23 protein-coding genes are annotated in these 26,201 nt (G+C 60.2%); 15 read left to right on the forward strand and 8 right to left on the reverse strand.

Annotated features, from left to right (window positions below; translation table 11 throughout):
• Positions 1–42: 42 nt before the first annotated feature.
• The 6 genes from ACILSR_RS19525 to ACILSR_RS19550 all read right to left on the reverse strand — a co-directional run bounded on the left by ACILSR_RS19525 (position 43) and on the right by ACILSR_RS19550 (position 5,814).
• Positions 43–684 (reverse strand): hypothetical protein, encoded by a 642-nt coding sequence (locus ACILSR_RS19525; RefSeq protein WP_395751479.1) that lies wholly within the window; start codon positions 682–684, stop codon positions 43–45.
• A gap of 41 nt (positions 685–725) precedes the next feature.
• Positions 726–1,868 (reverse strand): 1-deoxy-D-xylulose-5-phosphate reductoisomerase, encoded by a 1,143-nt coding sequence (locus ACILSR_RS19530; RefSeq protein ID WP_395751480.1) that lies wholly within the window; start codon positions 1,866–1,868, stop codon positions 726–728.
• Between the two features lie 19 nt (positions 1,869–1,887).
• A complete protein-coding gene (locus ACILSR_RS19535) occupies positions 1,888–2,802 on the reverse strand; it encodes a phosphatidate cytidylyltransferase (protein ID WP_395751481.1) in 915 nt (304 codons plus the stop codon).
• 238 nt (positions 2,803–3,040) lie between these two features.
• Positions 3,041–4,030 (reverse strand): aminoglycoside phosphotransferase family protein, encoded by a 990-nt coding sequence (locus ACILSR_RS19540; protein WP_395751482.1) that lies wholly within the window; start codon positions 4,028–4,030, stop codon positions 3,041–3,043.
• A gap of 65 nt (positions 4,031–4,095) precedes the next feature.
• Complete coding sequence (locus ACILSR_RS19545) at positions 4,096–5,025, reverse strand: sugar phosphate nucleotidyltransferase (RefSeq protein ID WP_395751483.1); 930 nt, start codon at positions 5,023–5,025, stop codon at positions 4,096–4,098.
• 45 nt (positions 5,026–5,070) lie between these two features.
• Positions 5,071–5,814 (reverse strand): hypothetical protein, encoded by a 744-nt coding sequence (locus ACILSR_RS19550; RefSeq protein WP_395751484.1) that lies wholly within the window; start codon positions 5,812–5,814, stop codon positions 5,071–5,073.
• A gap of 152 nt (positions 5,815–5,966) precedes the next feature.
• Between ACILSR_RS19550 and ACILSR_RS19555 the strand changes: the two genes are divergently transcribed.
• The 11 genes from ACILSR_RS19555 to ACILSR_RS19605 all read left to right on the forward strand — a co-directional run bounded on the left by ACILSR_RS19555 (position 5,967) and on the right by ACILSR_RS19605 (position 15,867).
• Positions 5,967–6,221 (forward strand): hypothetical protein, encoded by a 255-nt coding sequence (locus ACILSR_RS19555; RefSeq protein ID WP_395751485.1) that lies wholly within the window; start codon positions 5,967–5,969, stop codon positions 6,219–6,221.
• A 201-nt stretch (positions 6,222–6,422) separates the two neighbouring features.
• A complete protein-coding gene (locus ACILSR_RS19560) occupies positions 6,423–6,611 on the forward strand; it encodes a hypothetical protein (protein ID WP_395751486.1) in 189 nt (62 codons plus the stop codon).
• A 163-nt stretch (positions 6,612–6,774) separates the two neighbouring features.
• Positions 6,775–7,215, forward strand: coding sequence for an Rrf2 family transcriptional regulator (locus ACILSR_RS19565; protein WP_395751487.1), 441 nt, complete (start codon positions 6,775–6,777; stop codon positions 7,213–7,215).
• A gap of 21 nt (positions 7,216–7,236) precedes the next feature.
• Complete coding sequence (locus tag ACILSR_RS19570; protein ID WP_395751488.1) at positions 7,237–8,613, forward strand: hypothetical protein; 1,377 nt, start codon at positions 7,237–7,239, stop codon at positions 8,611–8,613.
• Between the two features lie 48 nt (positions 8,614–8,661).
• Positions 8,662–9,078: a toxin-antitoxin system YwqK family antitoxin gene (locus ACILSR_RS19575; protein WP_395751489.1), complete on the forward strand. Its 417-nt coding sequence runs from the start codon at positions 8,662–8,664 to the stop codon at positions 9,076–9,078.
• Between the two features lie 49 nt (positions 9,079–9,127).
• On the forward strand, positions 9,128–9,838 hold the full coding sequence (locus ACILSR_RS19580; protein ID WP_395751490.1) for a TrkA C-terminal domain-containing protein: 711 nt from the start codon (positions 9,128–9,130) through the stop codon (positions 9,836–9,838).
• A complete protein-coding gene (locus tag ACILSR_RS19585) occupies positions 9,835–10,545 on the forward strand; it encodes an SDR family oxidoreductase (protein WP_395751491.1) in 711 nt (236 codons plus the stop codon). Before ACILSR_RS19580 ends, ACILSR_RS19585 begins: the two co-directional genes overlap by 4 nt.
• Before the next feature lie 148 nt (positions 10,546–10,693).
• A complete protein-coding gene (locus ACILSR_RS19590) occupies positions 10,694–11,488 on the forward strand; it encodes a DUF1080 domain-containing protein (RefSeq protein WP_395751492.1) in 795 nt (264 codons plus the stop codon).
• A gap of 22 nt (positions 11,489–11,510) precedes the next feature.
• Positions 11,511–12,815 carry a M20 family metallopeptidase gene (locus ACILSR_RS19595; protein ID WP_395751493.1) on the forward strand — a complete coding sequence of 435 codons (1,305 nt, stop codon included), beginning with the start codon at positions 11,511–11,513 and terminating at the stop codon, positions 12,813–12,815.
• Between the two features lie 32 nt (positions 12,816–12,847).
• Positions 12,848–14,779, forward strand: coding sequence for an MBL fold metallo-hydrolase (locus tag ACILSR_RS19600; RefSeq protein ID WP_395751494.1), 1,932 nt, complete (start codon positions 12,848–12,850; stop codon positions 14,777–14,779).
• Positions 14,776–15,867: a serine hydrolase domain-containing protein gene (locus ACILSR_RS19605; protein WP_395751495.1), complete on the forward strand. Its 1,092-nt coding sequence runs from the start codon at positions 14,776–14,778 to the stop codon at positions 15,865–15,867. The genes ACILSR_RS19600 and ACILSR_RS19605 overlap by 4 nt, the downstream gene beginning before the upstream one ends.
• Here the strand turns inward: ACILSR_RS19605 and ACILSR_RS19610 are convergent.
• Positions 15,853–17,403 (reverse strand): LamG-like jellyroll fold domain-containing protein, encoded by a 1,551-nt coding sequence (locus ACILSR_RS19610; protein WP_395751496.1) that lies wholly within the window; start codon positions 17,401–17,403, stop codon positions 15,853–15,855. The genes ACILSR_RS19605 and ACILSR_RS19610 overlap by 15 nt on opposite strands.
• A 40-nt stretch (positions 17,404–17,443) precedes the next feature.
• A complete protein-coding gene (locus tag ACILSR_RS19615; protein ID WP_395751497.1) occupies positions 17,444–18,007 on the reverse strand; it encodes a sigma-70 family RNA polymerase sigma factor in 564 nt (187 codons plus the stop codon).
• A gap of 120 nt (positions 18,008–18,127) precedes the next feature.
• On the opposite strand from ACILSR_RS19615, the gene ACILSR_RS19620 reads away from it, so the two are divergent.
• The 4 genes from ACILSR_RS19620 (at position 18,128) to ACILSR_RS19635 (ending at position 26,199) form a co-directional block, all read left to right on the forward strand.
• Positions 18,128–21,184, forward strand: coding sequence for a PSD1 and planctomycete cytochrome C domain-containing protein (locus ACILSR_RS19620; protein WP_395751498.1), 3,057 nt, complete (start codon positions 18,128–18,130; stop codon positions 21,182–21,184).
• Positions 21,185–21,187: 3 nt separating this feature from the next.
• Positions 21,188–22,606 (forward strand): DUF1501 domain-containing protein, encoded by a 1,419-nt coding sequence (locus tag ACILSR_RS19625; RefSeq protein ID WP_395751499.1) that lies wholly within the window; start codon positions 21,188–21,190, stop codon positions 22,604–22,606.
• Positions 22,603–23,541: a DUF6807 family protein gene (locus tag ACILSR_RS19630; RefSeq protein ID WP_395751500.1), complete on the forward strand. Its 939-nt coding sequence runs from the start codon at positions 22,603–22,605 to the stop codon at positions 23,539–23,541. The genes ACILSR_RS19625 and ACILSR_RS19630 overlap by 4 nt, the downstream gene beginning before the upstream one ends.
• Before the next feature lie 108 nt (positions 23,542–23,649).
• Positions 23,650–26,199, forward strand: coding sequence for a c-type cytochrome (locus ACILSR_RS19635; protein WP_395751501.1), 2,550 nt, complete (start codon positions 23,650–23,652; stop codon positions 26,197–26,199).
• The last annotated feature ends 2 nt before the right edge of the window (positions 26,200–26,201 follow it).

Genomic DNA, 26,201 nt, shown 5'->3' on the forward strand with positions numbered 1-26,201 from the left:
GCGAGGACATTTTTGCAGAGTTTTTGGAAACAGGGGAAACCCTTAATTCAGCCGCCACACCGTCACGTTATCAAAAGCGATCTCCTCCCCGTCACGGCCACCCACCCAAAAAATCAGCCCGGGCTTTTTCACATGCATGTCCGCCGCCTCAGCCTTGAGCGGCTCTTTCCCGGCGACTTGCGCCACTACCTTGTCTCCCTTGCACTCCACCATCAGCGTGTAGATCTTGGCCGGATCAAACGCCGTGTCCTCGCCGCTCAGCATCTTGTTGACACTGTAAATGTTCGAATTGTCCTTGTTGCTGATGATGCTCCAACGAGTTTTGCTGATCTGGATCGAAAACAGCATGCCCGTTTTTTTCAGCTCCCCCTGACTCGGCTCAAAGCAAAGAATAAAGTCCCGGGCTTCACCGAGCTTGAAGTCGATCTGAGCCACAAAATCCTGCAGCGGCACGTCATAGTGAAACTCGCCGATGTGCAACTCAGCACCTTTCTCTGCCCCCAGCAAAACACCCTCCGACACCCTCAGTGCTCCCTTGCTGACCCTCCACCCCTCCGGGACGCCAGCTCCCGTAAATTCCTCATCAAGCAACTTCTCCCCCAGCCCTCCAAGCTTTGGCACCAGATCAGCAGCGCTCACAAAACCGGAGACGATCAGAAACCAAAAGACACGTGCGGCATTCATGTTTGGATGTAACGCCGCCCCGCTGCAAAATTGCGTGCCGTTTAGAGCAACTCGGCGGCTTTGCGCCGCGCCCAGGCATCCGCCTCGATGAGCGCCTCGAGCCCGGGATGCCCCACCACCTCATGCGCCGTCATGACCCGCTCCACCGTCTCCCAGATCCCCGGAAAGCTGCTGCGGCCGTTTAGAAAGGCATCCACCGCCACCTCATTGGCCGCATTCAGTACCGCAGGCAAGGTCCCGCCCACAGTCCCTGCATGCCGTGCCAGATTGATCGCCGGAAAGTCATTCACCCGCGGCGCTTCAAAATGCAGCGCCCCCACTTTGGCAAAATCGAGCGGCTTCAAATTGTTCGGCACCCGGTCCGGCCACGTGACTGCATACTGAATCGGGAAACACATGTCGCTGTGGCTGAGCTGGGCGATGACGCTGTTGTCCTCAAACTCCACCATGCTGTGCACGATGCTCTGGGGATGCACGACGACTTCTATCTTGTCCATCGGCACGTCGAAGAGCCACTTCGCCTCGATCATTTCGAGGCCCTTGTTAAAGAGGGTGGCGCTGTCGATCGTGATCTTGCGGCCCATGGTCCAGGTGGGGTGCTTCAAGGCCTGGGCGACAGTGACGGAGGGAAGCTGATCCGCAGGCAGGGTGCGGAAGGGGCCGCCGCTGGCGGTGAGCAGGATGCGCTGCACACTGCTGTGGCGGTGGCCTTCGAGGCACTGAAAAATGGCGTTGTGCTCGCTGTCCACGGGCAGGATGTCCACGCCTTTGCGCCTGGCGGCCTCGGTGACGGCTTCGCCGGCCATGACCAGAATTTCCTTGCTGGCGACGGCGAGGTGCATGCCGCGCTCGATGGCGGCGAGAGCCGGGGCGAGGCCGGCAGTGCCCACGATGGCCACGAGCACCATGTCGGCGTCAGATTCGTTTACGAGATCGACCAGCCCCTGCGCTCCGGTGTGCAGCGCCACATCCCGGGGAAGCAGGGTCCGGGCCTTTTCCGCAGCGGCGGCATCGGTGAGTGCGACCTGCTTCACGCCGGTTTCACGCACCTGCTCCACCAGCGCCTCCACACTGCAGTTGGCGGCCAGACCGACGATCTGCATTCGATCGGGAATGTCGCGCGCCACCTTGAGGGCGCTGGTGCCGATGGAGCCTGTGGAGCCGAGGAGGAGTACTTTGCGCATCGCTAAGGCTTGCTGTGGCTCATCGTGCGATGGCGGACAAGTAAAAATAAAAGACGGGCGCGGTGAAGAGGAGGCTGTCCGTGAGGTCCAGAATGCCGCCAATGCCGGGCAGCGCATGCCCGCTGTCCTTGATCGCCACGCAGCGCTTCAGCACGGACTCCGCCAGATCCCCCGTGATGGCTGTGGCGCAAAGCACCGGGGCCAGGATCATTCCGTGCATCCAGGTCAGAGGGGCCAGCTTTTCAGGCGGAGCGGCCCACAGCACCACGGCGGCGGCAACAAACGATCCCAGGAAGGCTCCGGCAAAGCCCTCCCACGACTTCGCAGGACTGATGTGCGGGATCATCTTGTGCTTCCCAAACAGCACGCCCACAATATATGCCCCCATGTCGCTGAACTTTGTCACGGCGATGAGGAACAGCACCAGCAGGATGTCCGTGATGCCTTTGCCGTCCGGATGGAAATACATCAGCCGGATCATGAAGCCGAAGAAGATCACCGTGTAGACCGTGCCAAACACCGTGTTAAATATTCGCTGGAGAGTCGTGGCCCCTTCCAGCTGATGCCGGTAGCAAAGAATGAATGAACCGTGCACGCTGGCTGTCAGCGCCGCGAGATCAAACTCCATCGGCGGCGCCTTGTGGTGCGTTGTCGTGTACCACAGCACGACGCCCCAGTAGGTAATGCAGATCACAAAGCCCAACGCGTTAAAACTGCGCGCCTGCGGGTCATTGCGCAGAAGCCGGAAATACTCCACCGCACCCGCCACACCAAAAAATCCCGTGATCGCGATGATCAGCCAGTTGTTGTTCTGCCATTGCAAAAAAGCCACCGTGATCAGCGACCACAGCAGCAGCGTGCTAAACAGTCGGGAGATGAAAACGCGACGCTTGCTGGGCGCGGGGGTCGGCTTGGCGGCGGCGGTTTCAGACATGCGGCGGGTTGGGGGGTGGGGCATTTAGAGCGTATCCCGCTGGTGAGAGCAATGCGATTTCGCGTTTGGCGCCTCTTCCTGCCCTGTAAAATGCCCATCTTGAACCGCCGGTGCCGGTCCCTCTGATGCCCGCCGCGGCCTGATGCCGGCGAAATCGCAGAAATCGTTTACCCGCCCGAGCACCGTAACCTCGACTCATTTCATCGGCTCCCTCCCCAAAATTCTGCTGAAAACCTGATCACAGCCCTCCGGCAAAGAACGAGCGCAACTCGTGAAGCCCCTGCCCTTCCGCGCAGACTTCGGCGAGGTTCGAAACCGCCGCGGGAATATGCTGCTCGTAGTGAGGCTTGCCAAGATTCCGGCTCAGATTTGCATAAGCGCCGAGCGCCTGCATCAGGCGCTGGGCGGCACAGAGGTAAAACACTTCCCGCAGATCGCTGAGTCCCAGCCCCCGGTGCTCCGCATAATACTGCAGCAAACAGGCGCGTTCCGCAGGAGTGAGTGTCACATAAGGGTCGTAGAGCAGGGAGGCGAGATCGTATTCGGCGAGCCCGAGGCGCAATCCTTGGTAGTCGACCAGCCAAGCTTCTTCCCCACGAATAAGCACATTCTGACTTTGGAAGTCCCGATGGACCAGACACCGCGGCAGGCGGGCCAGCCGGCGGCGCAGCTGCTTGAGCGCTTCGTGCGCCGCCTGGTACTCGTCGTCCGCAAATTCGCGCCCCAGATACCCGCCCACGAAGTGCTCCAGAAAATACTTCTGCTCCCACTCATACAGCGCTTCATCAAAACCCGGCTCCAGTTCTTCGAGGTCCGCCGCCATGAGCGACTTTTCCCCTACTCCGTGAAATTTCGCCGCCTCGCGCAGAGTCGCCTGATACAGCGGATATCTTTGGTCCCACGCATGCAGGTGGAAGGATTGCAAGTCCACCCGCCCCAGGTCCTCCAGCCACACGCAGAGGCGCTGCTGGTCAAAGGCATACACCTGCGGCACATTCGCGCCGATCTTCCGCAGGCGGTAGGTGGCTGGCACAAATTTGGGATTATCCCGGCGCGCCAGCGTGTAGACCATGAGGATCATTGGCTGGCGCTCAGACTGCCAGTTCAGGCGGTAGAAATGGCGGTCCGAAGCCCCTTTGAGTATCACCTCGACATCGCACGGTGTGCCATTCAGTTCCGGGAACTGTTCGCGCGTGAAGATCAGCAGGGCCTCGTGTTCAGGGAGCATGGTGGGTGGGGAATGCAGAATGACGGATGCAGAACACCGAATGTCCAACGCAAAGCCGCAATTCCTTAAAAATCGACGTCCTCTGCCTTCCCGGATGCCACGATCCCGCAGCGGACGATGCAGCGCTTCAACTCGGCGCCCGACTCCACCCGCCCCCCTGGCCAGACGATGCTGTCCTCCAACTGGACACCGGCCTCGACGACCGCCCCGGCACCAACCACATTGATGCCGCGCAGCACCGCACCCGGCTCGATGTGCGCCGCTGGATCGATCGCAGCGCCATACATGCCGTTCAGCGCCGAATGCGCGGACAAGTAGGCGGTGCGGCTGCCGAGGTCCCACCAGCTGCCTTCGTCAATCACCACCGCCCCCAGTTTCGCACCAGCGCGGATCATGTTCAAAAAAATCGGAATCACCGACTCCACCTTCCCCGGCGTGATCCACTCATGGATGGCCGGGTCACAGGCGTAGATACCGGTAAAAAGGTATTTCCCTTCGTCTCCCGTGCCAAGCTTGTTGCGAATGTCCGTCACGCGCCCGCTCTGCTGGTCAAAGGCGATGTGCAGGGAGGGTCCATGGCTGCGAAGGACCAAAGTAACGAGATTGCCCTTCTCACGGTGCTCGGTCAGCAGCGGCTGCAGCGGCAGGTCCGTCAGAATGTCTCCGTTATAGACCAGGAAGGGTTCGTCTCCCAGAAGGTCGCGCACGTTGGAAATGCCCCCGGCGGTTTCCAGACGCACCGGGCTCTCGTTGCGGAACTGAACGGGCACTCCGCAGTAGCTTTGCTCTGGAAAGGCCTCGGCATAGGCTCCCGGGATGTGGTGAGTATTCACCACCAGGCGTGAGACCCCTGCGGCCAGGAGGTGGTCAAACGCATAGGTGATGAGCGGCCGGTGAAATACGGGCACGAGCGGTTTCGGAAGCTGCTCCGTCAACGGTTTTAGCCTCTCCCCAATGCCTGCGCCCAATACAAATGCCTGTTTCACGCGCGGCATTTACGCGAACGCGGTGCCCGTGCAAACAGAAGTTGCCACTGCGGGTCAGGCCGGGCGCTTCTTTCGCATGTAGGTGACCAGCGCCACGATGCCTGCCACAGACGCCGCCACTGGCAGGATGTAGGTATCCCCTCCACTGGTGCCGCAAAGGGCGCACATGGGGTCAGAGTCCGCCGCCGCAGTCTGCACCGAATCTGCCGTGATGGGCGGAGGAGCTGCGGTGCGCGGCAGGTACGTCTTCAAATCCAGTATGTAGCTCGTTTCCCCGGGAAAGCGGATCTGCTCCCGATCCACCTTCTTCCCCAGCGCCGTGTTCTGAAAAAGCACGCTCAGCGGCACGCTCTGCGTCTCCATTTTCAGCGCCTTGATCGAATACCCCGTCGTCCCGGCGGGCAGCTTCGAGCGCCACGTCCCCGTCAGCATCACCGGATCCTCAGGAATCTTCAGGGGCGCATTTTCCATGGCTGTAAATTCCCACACAAACTCCGGTTTCACCTCCGCCGCCGGCTCCAGCACCACCTCCACGGCTTTCTTGATGTACTCACGTGCCATCGCCTTCAGCTTTTCCTGCTGGTCCACCGGGGTTACACCCAGGTCGGCATTCGTCAAATAGGGGGCCACATTCGGGTCCGGCTGAAAGCTCCGCGGATCGATCTCGACCTGAAGCGTCCACTCCTCGTTCTGCTCAAAACTCGCCCTCACCGCTATATCTGGCAGTGGATGCGCCAGGCTGGGGGCAGCAAACGCCAGAAAGGCGAAAATGGTTAGGTTGGATAGCGCGTTCTTCATGCTCCCAGCGTGGCACAGCCCAAGCCCGTGTGACGAGCTTTTTTCAAAAATCCCACATTTTTTGATTGTCAGGGGGATCGACTATCGTTTTGAATGCGTGCAAATCCGCTCGGTCACTTCCCTGACGGAAAGCTACCCACCCTCAACTCAACATGAAATCCATCCTCACCACCCTCGCCGTTCTCGGCCTCTCCGCTTCCGCTTTCGCTGGCTGCGGCAAAATCGACACCACCTCCGGCAAGCTCAAGTCCGTTGACGCTGACTCCAAGTCCATCGTGATCGAATCCGAAGGCAAGGACGTCAAGCTGACCCTGACCGCAGCCGTCAAGGACGCTGACAAGCTCGTCGGCAAGAAAGTGACCGCCACCAGCTCCCACAAGAAGGTGGAAACCCTCAAGGAAGGCTGATCCATTTTGCGGTGATCTTTCACCCGTGAAGCCCGGAAGCGACCCTTCCGGGCTTTTTTATGCCCCGGTCCGTCAGGCTGCCCGCTGGGAATTTGCATTTATTCTTGCAGTCCGATGAAATAATTTGTTTGATTGAACCTCTTAATGCCAGGCGGGGCACCAATTCCTGCTTCGCATCAAGACATACCACACCACACATCCATGAAATTGTTTCTCACTCTCGCCCTCGCCTCCTCCAGCCTCCTGCTGAGCAGCTGCGCCAACGGCCATTGCATCTTCGCAAAGAAAAGCGCGGCATCTTCCTCCTGCTGCTCCACCGGCTCCAGCGCGGGTGCCTCCTGCTGCTCCAGCGCCGGCCACAGCCACGCCGCCCCTGCCAAGAAGAAATAAGTTCCAGACGAACGACTTTGCCATAGCCCGGAGGTATCCCCTCCGGGCTTTTTTTTTGGCGCCGTTTCCTCAAATCTTGTCCGCCCTTGGGCCTCTCTTGCTGCGCACGGCTTAAACATGCACGGCAAATGCAAGTTTAACTTCCTTCACCCGTAGTCGAGGCATGCGACTCAGCCTCTTCACCGACTACTCCCTTCGCGTGCTTATGTTTGCCGCGCTCAAAGGGGGACCGTTTTCACTTAGCGAAGTCGCCGAGTCTTACGACGTCTCTCGCCACCATCTGGTCAAGGTGGTAAATTTCCTGGCCAAGCTCGGCTACCTCGAAACCCGTCGTGGTCGCGGGGGTGGGATCGCCCTCGGCATGCCGCCAGAGGATATCAGGATTGGCATGGTGGTGCGCCGCACCGAGGACAGTCCATTCATCGTTGAGTGCTTCGACAAGCAGCACAACACCTGCCCGATCAACGGCTCCTGCAGACTCAAAGGAGCACTCTCCCAGGCAGTGAACGCGTTTTACGAATCTCTCGACCGTCACACCCTGCATGACCTCGTCGTTGGCCCTGCAGGTCTCACGATGAAAAAGAAACTTCTGCCCCAGCAATGACGAAACCCGCATTGTTAAACCATGAACTCCGCCATTTTGCTCTGCAGTCCATCACTCACCTCATGCTTGCGCCTGAAATCCGTGCTGCATGCTTCGTTCGTTGTTCTCTCGACGGGACTGTTCTTCACCTCCGTCACACAAGCCGAGGACGAATACGAAAACGCTCCCATCCGCTACTCTGACACGGAGCCAAATGATGCCGCCCAGCGCCTCGAACGCCTGATGGCGGCAGGCAAGGTCAAGATCGATCGAACGGATGCATGGACCGTGCTGCGCGACGTGATGAAGCAGTTCGGCATCCCGCAGGAGTCCCAGGTCATGGTCTTCTCCAAGACCAGCAAGCAGAACGACCGCATCAGTCCGCAGACGCCGCGGGTGGTGTATTTCGGCGACAACGCCTATGTGGGCTACTGCCTGGGCGGCAGCATTGAGGTGGCCACGGTGGACCCGAAACTGGGGCCCATTTTTTACCTGCTGGATCCCTATGAGGAGCCCTCCAAACCACTGCAATTTCAACGGGACAACAGCTGCTTGAGCTGCCACGGCGGCCCCTTCTCCCCCGGGGTGCCGGGCGTCATCGTGCGCTCGGTGTATCCGGGGCCAGAGGGCCACCCGATCATGAGCCAGGGAAGCACCGTGGTCGATACCACCACACCCTTCGGTGACCGCTGGGGAGGCTGGTACGTGACCGGCAGACACGGCAGCATTCTTCACCGTGGCAATGTGACGGCCACTGAGAAGAACGACCAGACCATCGACATCAACTTCAAGGCCGGCGCAAACGTTTCCAATCTCGGCAAATTCTTCGACACCAGCCCCTACAAGCGCAAGCAGAGCGACATCGTGGCCCTCATGGTGCTGGAGCACCAGACCAGCGTGCAGAACATCCTGACCAAGGCGAACCAAACCTCCCTGCGCGCGATGTACATGCAGACCAGCCTGCAGAAGGAACTTGGGGAACCCGTCACCCTGGAACCCACGGGGAGTGCGCGACGAATCATCGACCACAGCGCCGAGGACGTGATCGAGGCCCTGCTCTTCAAAGACGAAGCCGAATTGCCCGAAGGTGGCATCGAGGGGGATCCCGCCTTTCAGACAGCTTTTGCCAAAAATGCACCGCAGAGCAGCGACGGGCGCAGCCTGAAGGACTTTCAGCTGCTGCACCGCCTCTTCAAATACCGCTGCAGCTACATGGTTTATTCCCTGACCTTCCAGCATCTCACCGCCCCGCTGAAGCATACGGTGCTCAGCCGCCTGTGGACCATTCTGGACGGCAAGGACACGACCGGCCATTTCACCTACCTGTCCGAAAAGGAGCGCGGCCATATCCGGCGCATCCTCGCCGAAACTCTTCCCGGTGCCCCCGCCGAATGGAAGAAAGCGGTGGCGGTGAAGTGAGACATGCTGCGGGGTTGAAAATTTGCACACCATCTCCACCCTGCGTGCATGAAACGTCTGCTCGCCCTCCTCCTCTGCGCCCTCTCCCTCACCTCCTGCGGAGACAAACCGTCCGCCGAAAAACAACAGCCGACCATCGAAAAACAACCCGCCGAAGTCGAGTTCTCCGACAAGAATGTCGAAATTCTCAATGACGGCAAAGAGGCCACCTACAAGGGCAAACCCTACACCGGCCTCATCCGCAACAAACACTCCAACGGCAAAACCGCCGGAGAGTACCCCTACATCGACGGAAAAATGCACGGCACCATGAAAGAGTGGTATGACAACGGCCAGCAATCCGCAGAAACCAACTTTGACCATGGCCAGCGCCACGGCCTCAACCGCTACTGGGATCTCAAAGGCAAACAGACCAAGGAGCAGATCTACGACCACGACAAGTCCCTCAGCGAAAAGCATCTTTGATCAGCTGCGTTTGTTAAGCTGATTCTCCTGATCGTCTTTTTACTCCCAAATGGCCGCCCCAGTCATCGCGCTCCTCGTCATCGCCCTGCTTTCTCTGCTGGTGGTGCGCGTGGGTTCGACGGCGCTGATGATGACCGGGATCAGCTGGGACACGGCCAGTTTTCAGGCCTATTCCGCGTTTTTCGGCGTGGGCTTTACCACGAAGGAGGCAGAGCTGGTGGTCAATCATCCGGTGCGCCGCCGCATCATTCGGGATTTGATTTTGGCGGGAAATGTCGGGCTGACCTCTGCGCTGGCGACTCTCATCGTCACGCTGCTGCAAAGCAGCTCTGGCGGAGACACGATGCTGATGCTCGCCTGGCTGACTGGCGGGCTGGTGGTGATGCTTTTCGTCTCACGCCTCGCCTGGTTTCAAAAAGTGCTCGACCATCTCATTCAACGCACGCTTGAGAGAACCGGAATGGTGCGTGCGCTGGACTACGAGCTGCTGCTGCGCATTCAGCATGGTTACGTTGTTTCAGAGATCGAAGTGCTGGCGGGCACCTTTCTGGCAGAACGAACGCTGCGTGAATCACGCCCGTGGGACCGCGGTGTGGTGATCCTTTCCATCAAACGAGACGGCCATACCCAGTCCGGCATTCCCGCACGAGATGACCTTATCAAACCGGGCGACATCCTGACCGCCTATGGCAAAGAAACTGATCTTCTGGCCATGACTCAGCCCTTTGAGCCAACCCCATCACCCACTTCAAAATCATGAATCTCACCAACCAAGTCTGTGCCATCACGGGCGGTGCCAAAGGAATCGGCCTCGCCACTGCTCAAGCCCTCCTCGCACGCGGCGGGCGCGTGGCCTTGCTCGATCTCGAAAACGTGGCGCTCGATCACCCAGATGTGCTCTCTGTCCGCTGTGATGTGTCCCGTGCCTCAGAGTTACAGGCCGCGGTGGATCAGATCACGGAGCGCCTGGGGCCGATCTCCGTCTGGGTGAACAATGCAGGACTCGCCCGCCATCGCTGGATTCCCGACTACACGGAGAGTGAGATCGATCTGATGCTGGATGTGAATCTCAAGGGCACGATCCTCGGCTCCCAGGCCGCGCTGAAGGCCATGATGCCGCACAAGCGGGGGCACATCATCAATGTGATCTCAACCGCCAGCCTGCGCGGCATCCCGAGCGAAACGGTGTACTGTGCCGCCAAGTGGGGTGTGCGTGGTTTCACTCAAGGGCTGGCAGAAGAGGCCGCACCCCATCGCATCCGGGTGACTGCCATCCTTCCCGGTGGCGTGGACACCGCTTTCTGGGACGATGCCTCCCAGCGTCAGGCCCCAAAGCAGCTTTTTCTCAAACCGGAGCACATCGCCGACGGCATTGTGCGCTGCCTTGAGATGGATGACTTCTGCGTGCCTCGCGAACTGGTGCTGCGCTCTCTGGATGACAGCGACTTCACCGTGAAGCCGTCCTAATCAAACTGCCGCACGATTCATCTCACGCGGCATGATTCCTCCTTAAGTTACGTATCCTGTACCGGAAATGCTGCCTTCGATTTTCTGACGCCGAAGTCGGCGTTGTGGCTCCAGGCACTTTCAGGTTCTGAACCTTGGCCACTCAACCATGAGCAAAGTAATTCTCGAACAGGCTTCCCGACGTGCATTTATCAAAGCGACATTCCTGGGTGCCCTGTCTGCAGTTGTCGCCTCCAACAACTTCCTGTACAGCCAGTCGACCGGAGGTTCCGGCAATCTTGGCGTAGATCCGCCACCAGCCGGATTCATCTCTCTTTTTGATGGGCTCACCTGGGCCAACTGGCAGCATGAAGCACATCTCGACGGTGTGTGGGAGATCGCCGATGGCGTGATCCGTCTGCGCACCGACGAACCGCCCCGCGTGGCCGGCAAGGACTACAATCTCTCCACCGCAAAGAAGTACAAAAACTTCAAGCTGATGCTCGACTGGCGCCTCACAGGAAAGCCGGTGGTGAAGCCGCACCAGTGGCTCATGGACGACGGGCAGTTTCACACCGATGCGGCTGGCAAGGTGCTCATGAAGGACAACCTCACCTGGGGGGACAGCGGCATCTATCTGCGCGGCGTTCGTGCGGCTCAGGTGAACATCTGGTGCCAGCCCTGCGGCAGCGGCGAGGTGGGCACCAAATTCAAGGACACCGAAGCGCCCAAAGAAGAGCGCATGAAAACCATGCCCAGTGTCCGTGCCGACAAAGGTCCGGGCGAGTGGAACCGCTTCATCATCACGCTGCGTGGCGAACGCGTGGATGTGACACTGAATGGACAGGACGTGATCCGCGGAGCGCGTGTGAAAGGGATTCCCGCCGAAGGACCCATCACTCTGCAGAACCACAAAGATGGCGTGGAATTCCGCCGCATCTTCATCAAGGAGTTGGAGAAGTAGTTTTCGGCACCACCATTCCCACATGAAGCCCTTCCTTTTCGTTCTACTCCTCGTCACCAGACTCCAAGCGGCGGACACCCTCGACACCTTCATCGAAGAGCAACGGCCCTCGCTGATCCAGCTCTATGAGCACCTGCATGCGCATCCTGAGCTTTCGCTGCACGAGGAGAAGACCAGCGCCCGCATGGCGGAGGAAATACGCAAGGCAGGCTTTGAGGTGACGGAAAAAGTGGGCGGTTTTGGCGTGGTGGCCGTTTTCAAAAACGGGCCGGGGCGGACGGTGCTCGTCCGTACGGATCTGGACGGGCTCCCGGTGCGCGAGATCGGCTCTGTGCCCTATGTGAGCAAGGCGACCACCAAGGACGACGCGGGCAATGACGTCTCCGTCATGCATGCCTGCGGACACGACATGCACATGACGTGCTGGCTGGGTGCGGCAAAAGCGCTCGTGGCTACCAAGGATCAATGGAAAGGGACGCTCGTCTTCATCGCACAACCGGCCGAGGAGCGCGGGATGGGTGCGCTGGCAATGATCGAGGACGGCTTGTACCAGCGCTTCCCCAAGCCGGATGTCTGCCTGGCGCTGCATTGCGACTCCAGCCTCGCAGCGGGCACCTTCGGCTTCACCAGCGGTCCGGCCACGGCGAGCACGGATACGGTGGAGATCGTCGTCAAAGGCATTGGCGGGCACGGCGCCATGCCGAATCTGACCAAGGATCCGATCGTGCTGGCGTCACAGATCGTGCTGGCATTGCAAACGATCGACAGCCGTGAGCTGCATCCGGTGGAGCCAGTCGTCGTCACGGTGGGCAAATTCAACGGTGGCACTAAGAGCAACATCATCCCCGACAAGGTGGAGCTGGGACTGACCGTCCGAACCACCAGCCCTGAGACCCGCAAACAGGTGCTGGACGCTATCAAGCGCATCTGCCATGGCCTAGCCATCGCCGCCGGTCTGCCGGAAAATTTGCTGCCGGAAATCACCCTGATCGGGCCGGGCACTCCGTCCGTGCACAATGATCCAGCACTCACCACGCGGGTGACGCAGGTGTGGGCGGAAGCCTTTGGCAAGAGCAGCCTCATTGAACGAAAGCCAACGATGGCCGGCGAGGATTTCTCCCGCTACACGATGACCTCTGACAAGATCCCCATCTTCCTCGCCTGGCTGGGCACTGTGGCACCCGAAAAGTTTGAGCGGACGAAAGCTAATGGTGAAATTCTGCCCAGTCTGCACTCACCGTTTTATCGACCTGAACCCGTGCCCTCCGTCACCTTCGGCGTCAAAGCGATGACGCTCGCCGTGCTGAGCGAACTCAGGAGGCAGTGAGCGAATCGTCTGTCCGCTGCGTTGGTAGCTTCATGAGTCGTCTCCTCGCCGCATTTTTGATTCTCCAAAGTTTCGCGCAGGCCGCGTTCCAAGAACCGGCGCCGGACGTGTACTTGTGGCAGGACACCTGCAATGTCTACGTGCTGAAGCACGATGATCACGCCCTTCTGATCAATCTCGGCGACGGTGAGGTGCTCGATCATCTCCATGAGATCGGAGTGAAGCAGGTCGATTGGGTGCTCTTCACGGACCACCATCGCGAGCTATGCCAGGGAGCGCCAAAGGTGGATCGCGCGGGAACCCAGATGGCCGCTCCGAAAGAAGAGCAGGCATTTTTTGAAACCCCCAATGAGTTCCGCCACTGGAACCCACGCCTCAGTGACAAGTTTACCGTTCATGGGTCCAGCTATCTCCGCCCGCCTGGGAGCCCGGTGAAGATCGACAAGGCGCTGAGCGATGGAGAGACATTCACGTGGAATGGCTTCACCCTCAACTGCGTCAGCACGCCGGGACACTCCCCCGGCGGCATGAGCTTCGTGCTGAAGAAGGACGGTCGCACGCTCGCGTTCACGGGCGGAGTTATGCATGACGGCTCAAAGATGACGAACTGGTTCGACACAGAGTGGGACTATGGCTTCGCCAAGGGACTCGATGCGCTCATCGCCACCGTGGACAAATTGATCGCGATCAAGCCGGAGACCGCTTTTGCATCCCAAGGTCCGGTCATCGCGAATGCGACCGGACAGTTCGAAACCTACAAGAAGCGGCTGACTCAATTTCGTCCAGATTATGTGCGCGGCTATCCCGTCGATAATCTTTCCAAACGCGGACCGCATCCCGCGACAAATCCGACGCAGGCCCACTATATCGTGCAGGTGACGCCGCACCTCTACATGTTTGGGCCGGAGATGGCGGGAAAGAACTTTGCCATCATCATTGCCGACAGCGGCCATGCGCTCCTGCTGGACTGCGGCCTCTTTCCCAAGCTCGTGCTCGAGCGCATCATCAGCGACATGAAGGAGTTTCTCGGGCTGAAGCAGATCGACGCCTGCTGGATCTCCCACTCGCATGGCGATCACTTCACTCTCTTCCCTGCGCTGAAGGAGCACGGCGTGAAATTCTGGACGATGGACAGCATCGCCGACAAATGCGAAAACCCACGCTACTATGACTACCCGGCGATGATCGGCGCTTACAACGCCGGATTCGAGCAAGCGAAGATCGACCGCATCCTCAAAGCCGGAGACGTCATCGACTGGGAAGGCTACAAGCTGCACGTCGACTGGATGCCGGGTCAGACGGAGTTCGGCAACTCGCTCTGGCTGGAGCTGGACGGCAAGAAGATCGTCTTCACCGGAGACAACCTCTTTGGCGATCCCGCTGATCCCGCGCAGAACGGCCATGAGTGCGTCAATGCCCGAAACAGCGCCATCGTTGAGGAAGGCTACCTCGTCGCTGCACAGTACCTGCAAAAGCTGCAGCCCGACATCATCATGGGCGCGCATGGCGTGCTGATGACAGAACCCAGGGCTTTCATCGAGCGCTACCATGATTGGGCCCGCCGCATCATTGCCGAATACAAGGAGCTGCTGCCCGACACGGATTATGAATACCTCTTCGACCCCTACTGGGTCAGCGCCTATCCGTATCGTGTGGACCTGACACAGCTGCACACTCAGGAGGTCAGCATCACCGTGCGCAACTTCCGCGCCACGGAGCAGAAGCACCGCATCGTGCTCCAGCTTCCGCCGGGGGTTCGCGCGGAGCCGACCACGCTGGAAGGAAGAGTGCCGCCCAAGTCGCGGCAGAGTTTCAAAGTGAAGCTTAGCGCCGACCCCGCCCGAGTGCCTGCGAGTGTGCAGATCGTGCCCATGGATATTACGCTGGATGGCCGGCACTACGGCCAGCTTTTTGATTTCATCCTGCAGGCCCGGGAACCCGAACCGAAAACCACTGCTCCATGACCAACCGCCGCGTCTTCCTGACTTCCCTCGCCGGACTTGCGGCCACCACCGGCCGCGCGATCACTTCCACCCCCATGAATGCCGCCGCTCAGATCATCAAGAAGCAAATCGACACCGGCACGCTGGAGTCCGCCGTGCTGCACGTCCGTAGGGGAAAGGACACCTTTGGGCAGGCCTTTGGCAAAGCCGCGAATGCGGATGCCATTTTCCTGCTCGCTTCCATCACCAAGACCATGACCGCCACGGCGGTGATGGTGCTGGCAGATCGAGGGGAACTGCGAATCAGTGATCCCGCCATGAAATTCCTCCCGGAATTCAGCGAAGGTGCACGAAGGGAAATCACCCTTGAGCATTTGCTCGCCCACACCTCCGGCCTGCCTGACCAGTTGGAGAACAATGCCGCGCTGCGCGCACGCCATGCACCTCTGGCGGAGTTCGTGCAGGGAGCACTCCGCACGCCGCTGCTGTTTGCCCCTGGCACAAAGTATCACTATCAAAGCATGGGCATTCTGCTGGCGGCGGAAATCGTGGAGCGCATCACCAAAACTCCGCTTCCAGAGTTTCTCGCGAAGGAGGTTTTTGCGCCGCTCGGCATGCGCCGCAGCGCGCTTGGCCTCGGCCGCTTCAAACTTGAAGACACCGTACGCTGCCAGACTGAGCACGCTGCGCCCGAATCCGGCGCAGGAGATCCCAAGGCTGCCTCGTGGGATTGGAACAGCCCCTACTGGCGAAATCTTGCGGCGCCCTGGGGCGGTGCGCATGGCTCAGCGGGTGATGTGGCGAAATTTCTCGAATCCTTTCTGCACCCGAGAGAGACTCTGCTTCGGACAGAGACTGTGCGCCTGATGCTTCAGAATCACACTCAAGGCTTGGAAGGTCGCCGCGGCCTAGGATTTGCCTTGGGGCCGGATGGGTTTGGCAAGAGCTGCTCAGAGCAAAGCTTTGGTCATAGCGGCTCCACAGGCACACTTGCCTGGGCTGATCCGGCCACAGACACAACCTGCGTCATCCTCACCTCCTTGCCCTCGCGAATCTCGGGCACCTCGGTTTTGCGTCCGGTTTCGGATGTGGTCTCAGGGCCCGGCTAGCGTGCTGTGAGCGCGAATTTCCTCCGGGCTGAGCAGGTGATCATAGACGGCCATCTCGGCCATGCGTCCGACGAACTGGCGGGCATCGCGCACGCCTGCGGCTTCAAACAGGCGGCCAAAACGCAGCACAGAAGCGGTGGTTTGCTCGCTTCCACGCAGAGGGGTGTCTCCAACCAGCCTGCCGTCCAGATACATTTCCAGCGCGTCTCCTCGACGCTGGCAGACGAGATGCTGCCAGCGGTATGGAGCATAAAGCGGGGCGCTGTACACATTCATCCCGTCCCGGCTGCCGGGAGGCCAGCGAAACAAAAAACGCACCCGGGCAGGGCGCAGGGCATTGCGTGCATCCCGCCGTGTCAGCTGCAGCAGGGAAAGTGTGTCGTGCTCGTCATCTTGCGCATGCATCACCGCGAGTGCGCTGTTGTGAAAACCATCGCTGGCAAACCATAGCTCCACAGCAAACTCCGCTGGGGGTGTCCAATCACCTTCGGCACGTAGAAACTGTGGCTCGTCGCCCGCAGCAAAAGCCAGGCTGCCATCTTCCTGCGACACCACGGCGCCATGAATGTGCAATGCCCTGCCACCAGGAGCCGCATCTGCAATCGTGCCATTGGCCGCAGCCTGACCGCGCCAGTAGTGCAGAGGTTTGGACTTGAGGATGCGCTGGGAATAATCCGCACTCAATTTCAGCGCAGGAAGCCGGAGGTCTGGAGCGGCGAGAATTTCCCGCGGCTCGATGCCACGAAAGCTGTCCGTCTGAGGATCCAGCTCAGAGGACTGCTGAGCATTCAGCAGGCGGGTGCGGCGGGGGCTTCCATCCGGAGAAAGCAGGGACAGCTCGGCCTGGCCTTGGTACACCACCACCTGCGCCTTTCCATCCCCTTCCACATTCACGCCAAACTCAGTTCCCAGATCCACCACAGCGCCGCCTGGCGTTTCGATCGTGAAACCTTCCGAACCCTCATTCACCAGGGTGCGGACGTTGCCACGCCGGCAGGCCATGCGCTCCGGGCCGAGGAGTGTAATGTCCGCCGGACCTTCGACGTGAACACTGACACCGCTCAAGAAGGCGAGCGTGAGTTTGCCGCGATCAAAACGCAGATCTCCAGCTCCGACGAGCCCACCCGCCTGCGGAGCATTTTTCTGCGCCGCATTCCACTTCACCCCGTCAACACGCACCGCCACCGCGAGATTCTCACGGCTCGCGTTGGCTGCCACTACGGTCTGCGGCGGCCTCATCAGCAGCAGAACCGCAAACACTGCGGCCAGGCAGGCGGCCAGCGCAGCCACAGGCCGCCACCAGGATGCTACAAACGGGCGCGGCTGCGCGCGAATGGCGTCCCGGATCCTCTCCACAGAAAAGTCGGTGCCTGACGCTGCCACGCCCAGCTCATCCTGCAGGGCCAGCCAGCGCGGCTCCGGCGACTGCACGGCATGAAGCATGGCAAAAGTGCGCAGCTCGGTTACTAACTCCCGCCTGAATTCCGCGTCCTCGCGCAAACGCTGCATCAGGGCCTCCCGGCGTGCCTCAGGCATCTCTTCCCCGAACCAAGCCGCGATAATTTTATTCAAGTCTTCAGACATCCTGCACCTCCTTCAGCACACACTCCCGCAGGAGCTGGTTCGCACGGTAGTGAAGCTGATACACAGCTCCGGCGGAAGTTTGCAGCGCCTCCGCCAGCGCGGAAACTTTGGTGCCGTCCAGCCCCGCATGCACCACACGCCGCAGCTTTTCCGGCAGCCTGGCGATGCACCGCAGCAGAGCCGCGATGTGCTCATGGCGGTCTCCTGCGCTTGCGACCTCCAGGTCATCTCCCATGATTTCCACCACCTCGGCACGAAAGCGGTCAAGCGCACCTGTCCGTCTCTGAGTGCTGCGGAAGTACATGAGCACTTTGTTGCGCGCGATGCCGCGCAGCCATGCCCCCATGTCATCGCCACGCCGGAAGCTGTGCAAGGTCCGGTAGGCCGCAATGAAGGTTTCCTGCGCCAGATCATCCACATCGCCAGTGTTAAAGACCTGCGCACCGATGTAGCTGCGCAGCATGAGGCCATGCGCCTGCACCACCTGCATAAAAGCAGCGGAGTCTCCGCGCGCCACGGCGTCCAGCACGGCATCCACCTGGTTAGGATCTGTCATCAGCGACCATTTGCCGCTGACCGACGAATCTCACACAAAAAAGATTTTTTGTGAGATCACCGGCCCGGCGGCAAATCAGGGGTCAATAACGCGTTCTTTCTACACGTTATCTTTCCCCGTATGTCCCTGCTCAAACCCACCAGCCTCCTCCTGCTTGCCGCCCTCGGCCTCCATGCCGCCGAACCGCCGGTGCCGGCGAAGATCGTGTTTAACCGCGATGTGCAGCCCATCCTGTCTGACAACTGCTTCTACTGCCACGGCAACGACCCCAAGCACCGCGAGGCCGACCTGCGGCTGGACATTCGTGACGAGGCCCTCAAGGCCAAGGCCTTTATCCCCGGCAAAGGCGCGGAAAGCGAGCTCGTCTCCCGCATTCTTACCAAGGACGAAGACGACCTCATGCCGCCGCCGGATTCGCACAAAAAGCTCACCCCGCGACAGAAGGAGATTTTACAAAAGTGGATCGACCAGGGAGCCGCCTACCAGCTGCACTGGTCCTATGAAAAGCCGGTCAAGGCAGCCGTTCCGGCAGGCAAAAATGGTGTGGATGTGCTGGTGCGGCAGCGCCTCTCCGAAATCGGCCTCAAGTCCTCGCCCCAGGCAGATGCGCGCACTTTGATCCGCCGACTTTATCTGGACCTCCTCGGCATGCCTCCGAAACCGGAGGAAGTGGCCGCGTTTGAAAAAGACTCCTCACCCGCCGCCTATGCGAAGCTTGTGGACAGCCTGCTCAAAAATCCGCACTACGGCGAGCGCATGGCCATCGGCTGGCTGGACGTGGTGCGCTTTGCCGACACCATCGGCTACCACAGCGACAATCCGCACAACGTCTGGCCCTACCGCGACTACGTCATCCAGTCCTTCAACAGCAACAAGCGCTTCGACCGCTTCACGCTGGAGCAGATCGCCGGAGACCTTCTGCCAGATGCGAATCAGGAATCGAAGGTCGGCTCCGCATTCAACCGACTCCTCCTCACCACCGAGGAGGGCGGCGCACAGGCCAAGGACTACGAGCAGCGCATGCTCACCGACCGTGTGCGCGCCGTGGGCAATGCGTGGATGGGCCAGACCACCGGCTGCTGCCAGTGCCACGATCACAAATTTGACCCCTGGACCATGCGCGATTTTTATTCCCTCGGCGCATTCTTTGCAGACATCAAGGAGCCGATCCTCGGCCGCCGCGAACCCGGCATGATGGTTCTCGACGCTGCGGGAGAGGAAAAGCAGGCGGACATCGCCCAGCGACTTGCCGCACTTCAGGCCGAATTTGCCAAACCACGCCCCGATCTCTCGGCAGCACAGGCAGCATGGGAAAAGCAGGCGCTGGAAGCCGTGACCGCGAACGGCCTTTGGCAGCCAGTGAAGCAGGTCGCCGCTGCCGCTGCAAAGAAGAATGTCAGCCTGAAGGCTGACAAAGACGGCATCGTGCGCGGTATCATCGATGCCAAGCGCAACGAGCGGAAGCAGAACGACGGCACCGAAACCTACATACTCACCACCAAGCTTCCCGCAGGCACTACGGGCATCCGCATCGATGCGCTCAAGGAAAAGCTGCCCGGCATCGGTCTGTCCTCCAATGGCAACTTCGTGCTCAGCGAAGTCACGCTCACCAGCGGCGACAAAAAGCAAAGGGCAAAGATCGAACTCGCACATGCCAGCGCCACCTATGAGCAGAAAGGTTTCAGCGCGGCGGCCGCCATCGATGGCATTGCCGACCAGAAGAACAACGGCTGGGGAGTGCTGGGTGGCACGAAGGCAGATCAGTCCCTCTATTTGGAACTGGCCGAGCCCATCGCCGATGGCAATGCCAGCGTGGCTCTCACGCTCACGTTTGCCTGGGGGGACAATCACGAAATGGCCAACCTCCGCCTCAGCACCACCAGCGCTCCCAAACCCATCCGCGCCCCCGGCACAGGTCTTCCCGCCGCCGAGATCGCAGCCATCCTCAAAGCCGCGCCGGAAAAGCGCAGCCCCGTGCAAAAGCAGCAGCTCACCACCGCTTACAAACAGATCGCACCGGAGCTCAGCGAGCTGCGCTCCAAGATCTCCACCGTGGAAAAGGAGAAGGCGGATTTCGATAACAACGCGCCCAAGTGCATCGTCTCCGTCAGTGACGCCAACAAGCGCACCGTGCGCATCCTGCCGCGTGGCAACTGGATGGATGAGAGCGGCGAAGTCGTGAAGGCCGCACTGCCAGGCTACCTGCCGAAGCCGAAGATCGAAGGCCGCGACCTAACGCGTCTGGATCTGGCGCAGTGGCTTGTTTCCAAAGACAATCCACTCACCGCGCGCACGGTGATGAACCGCCTGTGGAAGCAGTTCTTTGGCACCGGACTGAGCAAGGTGCTGGATGATCTGGGCGCACAGGGCGAGCCGCCGGTGAACCCCGCGCTGCTCGACTGGCTGGCCTGTGAATTCATGGACAGCGGCTGGGACATGCAGCACATGATCCGCGTCATTGTGGAAAGCGACATCTACAAGCAGGTCTCCACCTCCACAAAGGAGCTTACCGCCGCGGATCCCTACAACCGCGAATGTGCTCGCCAGAGCCCCTTCCGGCTGGACGCGGAACTCGTGCGTGACAATGCGCTAGCCATTTCAGGCCTGCTCGTTCCCAAAATCGGCGGCCCCAGCGTGAAGCCCTACCAGCCCGCCAAGTACTGGGAGAACCTGAATTTCCCCACACGCGAATGGCAGAACGACAGCGGCGAGGGGCTCTACCGCCGCGGTCTGTACACTTGGTGGCAGCGGACCTTCACCCACCCTTCCCTCCTCGCTTTTGATGCGCCCAGCCGTGAAGAGTGCGTGGCCGAACGCAACCGCTCCAACATCCCTCAGCAGGCGCTCGTGCTGCTGAATGATCCGACGTACGTCGAAGCCGCCCGAACTTTCGCCGCGCGCGTTCTCACCGAATGCAAGGGTGACAACAGCCGGCGGATCACCTGGGCTTTTGAGCAGGCTCTGCAGCGCAAGCCGAGTGCTGAAGAATTGAACACGCTCTCATCCTTGTTCGAAAAACAGCTGGCCGATTATCAAAAGGACGCTGCTTCCGCTGAAGCGCTGCTCAAGACTGGAGCATCGGCAGTCCCCGCCAGCCTCAGCAAGAGCGAGCTCGCAGCCTGGACGCATGTCACGCGCGTGCTGCTGAATCTGCACGAAACAATCACACGGAGCTGAGCCATGAGCACCTTTTCTCCACTCACACGCCGCGCTATCCTGGGCCGAGCCGCGCAGGGCCTCGGCAGTGTGGCGCTCGCCTCGCTCCTCCAGCCGCGGCTGCTGAACGCCGCTGCCAGCGGTGCGCTGGGCGCACTGCCACTGCCGCAGAAGGCAAAGCGCGTCATCTGGCTGACCATGGCTGGTGGCCCGTCACAGCTCGAGCTTTTCGATCACAAGCCGAAGCTCGCGGAAATGGATGGCATGCCCATGCCGGAATCTTTCACCAAGGGGCAGCAGCTTGCACAGCTTCAGGGGCAGAAGCTCGTGTGCAAAGGCCCCATGTTCAACTTCCAGAAGTTCGGCAGATGCCAGATGGAGCTGTCGGAGCTGCTGCCACACATTGGCAGCGTGGCGGATGACATCTGTCTCGTGCGGTCCATGACCACAGACGCGATCAATCACGACCCTGCGCACATGTTTATGAATACCGGCGCGCAGATCGCCGGCCGCCCCAGCATGGGCTCCTGGGTCACCTACGGCCTGGGCAGTGAGGCCGATGACCTTCCGGGCTTCGTCGTGATGATGTCCACCGGCAAAGGACGCAATCCGCAGCCCATCGCGGCACGGCAATGGAGCAGCGGCTTCCTGCCTTCGAAGTATCAGGGCGTGCAGCTCCGCTCGCTTGGGGATCCCGTGCTCTATCTCACCAGCCCGAATGGCGTCACACGTGAACGTCAGGGACGCGACTTTGCGACGATCAACAAGCTCAACAAGCAGCATGCCGCCATTTGCGACGATCCCGAAATCGCCACGCGCATCGCTCAATACGAAATGGCCTTCCAGATGCAGTCCAGCGTGCCTGAGCTGATGGACATCAGCGGTGAAGGAGCCAAGACACTGGAGCTCTACGGTTGCCAGCCCGGGGACGGTTCTTTCGCGTCCAACTGCCTCCTCGCCCGTCGCCTCGCGGAGCGCGGCACACGTTTCATCCAGCTCTACCATCGAGACTGGGACCACCACAGCCTCCTCAGGGAAGAGCTCCCCCTCCGCGCCAAGGAAGTGGATCGAGCCTGCGCAGCTTTGATCACGGACCTCAAGCAGCGCGGCATGTTTGATGACACCCTCATTGTCTTCAGCGGTGAATTCGGCCGTACCCCCATGGCCCAAGGAAACAAAGGCCCTGTGGGCCGCGACCACCACAACAAGGCCATGTCCATGTGGCTGGCCGGCGCCGGCATTCAGCGCGGCGTCACCTTTGGCAGCACCGATGATCTCGGTTACGCCGCTCAGGAAAACGTCACCACCGTACACGACATTCACGCCACGATGCTTCACCAGCTCGGCATCCAGCACGACGCCTTCACTTTTAAATTTCAAGGCCTCGACGCCAAGCTCTCCGGAGTCGAAGGTGCGAAGGTCATCAAAAAGATTCTCGCATGAAACCCACCGCCCTCATTCTCCTCGCCCTATCCCTCAATGCCGCCGCTTTCGACATCTCCGTCGTGGAAAAGGACCACGTCGATGTCTCCGCTGGTGGCAAAGTCGTCGCCCGTCTGATGATGGCGAATGATCTGAGCACTCCGGAGAAGCACCACGAAACCTACAAGCCCTATCTGCATGTCTTTGATGCCGCCGGAGCCACCCGCCTGACGAAGGGCCCGGGCTCCAATTTCACGCATCATCGCGGCATCTTCCTGGGTTTCAGCAAGATCAGCTACGGCGGCAAATCTTACGACCGCTGGCACATGAAGGGCGGCGATCAGGTGGTAACCAAGGTGACGCCAGGGGACTCCAGCTTCACCGCCTCCATTGACTGGCAGGGAGACACCAAAGACGCCTTCCTCACCGAAGAGCGCCGGTTCACCTTCTCCGCACCCGCGAAGCCTTTTTATCTCGGCATCGACATGACGAGCGCCATCAAGCCAGTGAGCGGCGAGGCCGAAATGAACGGCGATCCCGAACATGCCGGCGCGCAGTTCCGTCCGTCTGAAAAGGTGGACACCAAAACCACCACCTACCTCTTCCCCGGCGAAAACATCGATGCGCACAAGGTCAAAGACCTGCCCTGGTCTGCCGAGATCTTCACAGTGGAAGGCAAAACCTTCACGGTCGTCATTCTCAATCATCCCGACAATCCGAAGGAAACCTCCACCTCCGCCTACCGTGACTACGGCCGCTTTGGCATGTTCCCCAAAGGCAAGGCCACTGCGGAGTCCCCTTTCAAGCTGCACTACCAGTGGCTCGTGGCCGAGGGAGAAGTGCGCGATGCCGCCGACTTCCAGCAAGCCTGGAATGCCTTCGCTGGAAAGAACGATCCCGTGCCGGCCCTGACCGTCAAGGGCTCGGAGCAGCCCAAACCGAAGAAGGAAAAATGAGGCGCTCCCAGCGACGCCAGAAATATCAAAATTGGTCATTGAGCGACTAGGATTTCACCCGGATTTTGGTTAGCTGTCACTCCCCCGCTCAAATCAAAAACCGTCCCCATGCCTCCTCCTCAAAGGTTTCCCTCCCTCCTGCTGCGCTCGTCGCTGATCGTTCTTGCCTCATCTTTCCTGCCCGCCGCGTTCGCCGTTCATCAGAAGAACGCCGGGCCGGAAAAGGTCGAGCTGAAGTTCAAGCTGCCCCCGCCGGCGCCGCTTTCTCCGGAAGACGAGATGAAGACCTTTAAACTCGAAAAAGGTTTCCGCATCGAACTCGTGGCCAGCGAGCCGATGATCGAATCTCCGGTGGCCATGAGCTTCGATGACCAGGGCCGGCTCTACGTGGTGGAAATGCGCGGCTACATGCATGACCTCAATGGCGCAGGCGAAAGCGAGCCCACCGGCCGCGTCTCTTTGCTCGAAGACACCGATGGCGACGGCCGCATGGACAAGGCAACTCCGTTCCTGGACAATCTCGTCATGCCCCGCGCGGTCCTGGCCGTGAACGGAGGTGCCTTGATCGCCGTGCCGCCGAATCTCTACTTCTGCAAAGACACGGATGGCGATGGCAAGGCGGACGTGAAAGACGTTGTATCCAGCGATTTCGGCACTCTTGGAGGACAGCCGGAGCACATGGCCAACAGTCCGGTCTGGGCCATGGACAATGCGATCTGGAGCGCCGGCTACTCCACCCGCTTCAAGCTGCGCGGCGGCATGTGGCAGAAGGACAGCGGTCTCGGCCGCGGCCAATGGGGCCTGTGTCAGGACAACTACGGCAGGCTCTATTTTAACTACAACTCCGATATGCTGCGCGCGGACATACTCCCCACGGAGGCGTTTACGCGCAATCCGCTTCTGCGCAACGCCATCAGCATCAATGCCAAGGTCGCCGCGGATCAGACTCTGTATCCCTCCCACCCCACACCGGGTGTCAACCGCGGCTACGATCCGAAATCCCTCCGCGCAGACGGCACCCTGAGCAAGCCCACTGGCACCTGCGGCGCGCTGATCTATCGCGGCGATGCATTCCCCGCTGCGTATCGTGGCAATGCGTTCATTCCCGAGCCCTGCGCCAATCTGGTGAAGCGCTTCACCATGAGCGAAAAGGACGGCATCGTCACGGCAACGAACACGGCCAAGACCACTGAGTTCCTTACTTCCACCGATGAGCGCTTCCGCCCCGTAAACGCCACCAATGGCCCGGATGGTGCCCTCTATCTTGTGGACTTGTACCGCGGCATCGTTCAGCACCAGAGCTTTCTGACGCATTACCTCATTGCGAACATCAAGGACCGCAAACTTGAGACTCCATTCAATCAGGGCCGCATCTGGCGCATCGTGCCAGATACCAAGGAGCGCCCGCAGCCGGTCAAGGCAAGCAAGGACGTGAAACTCCTCTCTCATGCCAATGGCTGGGTGCGTGATGCAGCGCAGCGCCTCATTGTAGAATCTGGTGACGCATCCACGGTTCCTGCGCTGAAGGAACTCATCGCATCCGGCACCCCGCTTGCGCGCCTGCATGCCCTTTGGACTCTCGATGGCCTCGCATCTGCCACACCAGACGTAGTTCGCACCGCACTTGCAGACAAAGACACACAGGTACGTGCTGCTGCAGTGCGAATTTCCGGACGCGATCTCGCCCCGGAACTGATCGCGATGACCTCCGAAAAGGAAGCGCTGGTGCTCGCCCACCTCGCCATCAAACTGACATCCTTCAATTTGCCCGATGCAGACGCTGCCGTGGTCAAGCTGCTCGCCAGCCATGGCAAGATCGCCCTCGTGCGTGAAGGTGCCCTCACAGGCCTGCGCGGCAGGGAGGCCGCGTTTGCCAAACTCCTCGCGGCCCAAGTTTCCAAAGATAACTCTTCGCAGATCACCCCGGTGATCGAAGCTCTCGGCGCCTTGCTGGCAGCCGCCAGCAAAGCCGGACCGTTTGAAGACATGCTGGAGCTCGCCGCCGCTCAGCCGCAGGGCGGCTCTGTTCAAGCCGCCGTCATCAAGGGTCTCGCCACCAGCGGCGCCGATCCCAAATCCAAAACCCCCGTCAAGCTGCTCTGGCTCGATGCCGAGCCAGCCTCGCTCAAGACGCTGAAGGCCGCCATGACGGACAAGACGAGCGCCAAGCTCTTCACCAGTGTGGAGGCCCGCATCGCCTGGCCAGGCAAGCCCGGCGCTCCACCGCCGCCGAAAATCGTGCCGCTGAATGACGCGCAGACGGCCCTGTTTGAAAAAGGCAAAACCATCTACGCCACCCTCTGCGCCGCGTGCCATCAGCCACACGGCTTTGGCTTGGACGGACTCGCCCCACCATTGGTGGACAGCGAATGGGTGCTGGGCAGGCCGGACGTCACCGCCCGCATCGTCATGCAGGGCCTTGCCGGTCCCGTGAAGGTCGGAGGGCGTAATTTCAATCTGGCCATGCCTCCCCTGCCTCAACTTTCCGATGAAGACATCGCCGGTGTGCTCACCTATATCCGCCGCGAGTGGGAGCACACCGCCTCCCCGGTGGACGTCAAGACCGTCACCGGCATTCGTGAGCAGAGCAAGACGCACATGGCCATGTGGACCGAGGAAGAGCTGAAAAATTTGGGCAAGAAACCCAGTACCAAGTAACA

Origin of the sequence: Prosthecobacter sp. (assembly GCF_044222565.1) — a bacterium.
GTDB lineage: Bacteria > Verrucomicrobiota > Verrucomicrobiia > Verrucomicrobiales > Verrucomicrobiaceae > Prosthecobacter.

What these genes read in the sequence shown, in the direction of transcription:
- ACILSR_RS19525 (WP_395751479.1), bottom strand. Translation starts at nt 684, where the DNA reads ATGAATGCCGCACGTGTCTTTTGGTTTCTGATCGTCTCCGGTTTTGTG.
- ACILSR_RS19530 (WP_395751480.1), bottom strand. Translation starts at nt 1,868, where the DNA reads ATGCGCAAAGTACTCCTCCTCGGCTCCACAGGCTCCATCGGCACCAGC.
- ACILSR_RS19535 (WP_395751481.1), bottom strand. Translation starts at nt 2,802, where the DNA reads ATGTCTGAAACCGCCGCCGCCAAGCCGACCCCCGCGCCCAGCAAGCGT.
- ACILSR_RS19540 (WP_395751482.1), bottom strand. Translation starts at nt 4,030, where the DNA reads ATGCTCCCTGAACACGAGGCCCTGCTGATCTTCACGCGCGAACAGTTC.
- ACILSR_RS19545 (WP_395751483.1), bottom strand. Translation starts at nt 5,025, where the DNA reads ATGCCGCGCGTGAAACAGGCATTTGTATTGGGCGCAGGCATTGGGGAG.
- ACILSR_RS19550 (WP_395751484.1), bottom strand. Translation starts at nt 5,814, where the DNA reads ATGAAGAACGCGCTATCCAACCTAACCATTTTCGCCTTTCTGGCGTTT.
- ACILSR_RS19555 (WP_395751485.1), top strand. Translation starts at nt 5,967, where the DNA reads ATGAAATCCATCCTCACCACCCTCGCCGTTCTCGGCCTCTCCGCTTCC.
- ACILSR_RS19560 (WP_395751486.1), top strand. Translation starts at nt 6,423, where the DNA reads ATGAAATTGTTTCTCACTCTCGCCCTCGCCTCCTCCAGCCTCCTGCTG.
- ACILSR_RS19565 (WP_395751487.1), top strand. Translation starts at nt 6,775, where the DNA reads ATGCGACTCAGCCTCTTCACCGACTACTCCCTTCGCGTGCTTATGTTT.
- ACILSR_RS19570 (WP_395751488.1), top strand. Translation starts at nt 7,237, where the DNA reads ATGAACTCCGCCATTTTGCTCTGCAGTCCATCACTCACCTCATGCTTG.
- ACILSR_RS19575 (WP_395751489.1), top strand. Translation starts at nt 8,662, where the DNA reads ATGAAACGTCTGCTCGCCCTCCTCCTCTGCGCCCTCTCCCTCACCTCC.
- ACILSR_RS19580 (WP_395751490.1), top strand. Translation starts at nt 9,128, where the DNA reads ATGGCCGCCCCAGTCATCGCGCTCCTCGTCATCGCCCTGCTTTCTCTG.
- ACILSR_RS19585 (WP_395751491.1), top strand. Translation starts at nt 9,835, where the DNA reads ATGAATCTCACCAACCAAGTCTGTGCCATCACGGGCGGTGCCAAAGGA.
- ACILSR_RS19590 (WP_395751492.1), top strand. Translation starts at nt 10,694, where the DNA reads ATGAGCAAAGTAATTCTCGAACAGGCTTCCCGACGTGCATTTATCAAA.
- ACILSR_RS19595 (WP_395751493.1), top strand. Translation starts at nt 11,511, where the DNA reads ATGAAGCCCTTCCTTTTCGTTCTACTCCTCGTCACCAGACTCCAAGCG.
- ACILSR_RS19600 (WP_395751494.1), top strand. Translation starts at nt 12,848, where the DNA reads ATGAGTCGTCTCCTCGCCGCATTTTTGATTCTCCAAAGTTTCGCGCAG.
- ACILSR_RS19605 (WP_395751495.1), top strand. Translation starts at nt 14,776, where the DNA reads ATGACCAACCGCCGCGTCTTCCTGACTTCCCTCGCCGGACTTGCGGCC.
- ACILSR_RS19610 (WP_395751496.1), bottom strand. Translation starts at nt 17,403, where the DNA reads ATGCCTGAGGCACGCCGGGAGGCCCTGATGCAGCGTTTGCGCGAGGAC.
- ACILSR_RS19615 (WP_395751497.1), bottom strand. Translation starts at nt 18,007, where the DNA reads ATGACAGATCCTAACCAGGTGGATGCCGTGCTGGACGCCGTGGCGCGC.
- ACILSR_RS19620 (WP_395751498.1), top strand. Translation starts at nt 18,128, where the DNA reads ATGTCCCTGCTCAAACCCACCAGCCTCCTCCTGCTTGCCGCCCTCGGC.
- ACILSR_RS19625 (WP_395751499.1), top strand. Translation starts at nt 21,188, where the DNA reads ATGAGCACCTTTTCTCCACTCACACGCCGCGCTATCCTGGGCCGAGCC.
- ACILSR_RS19630 (WP_395751500.1), top strand. Translation starts at nt 22,603, where the DNA reads ATGAAACCCACCGCCCTCATTCTCCTCGCCCTATCCCTCAATGCCGCC.
- ACILSR_RS19635 (WP_395751501.1), top strand. Translation starts at nt 23,650, where the DNA reads ATGCCTCCTCCTCAAAGGTTTCCCTCCCTCCTGCTGCGCTCGTCGCTG.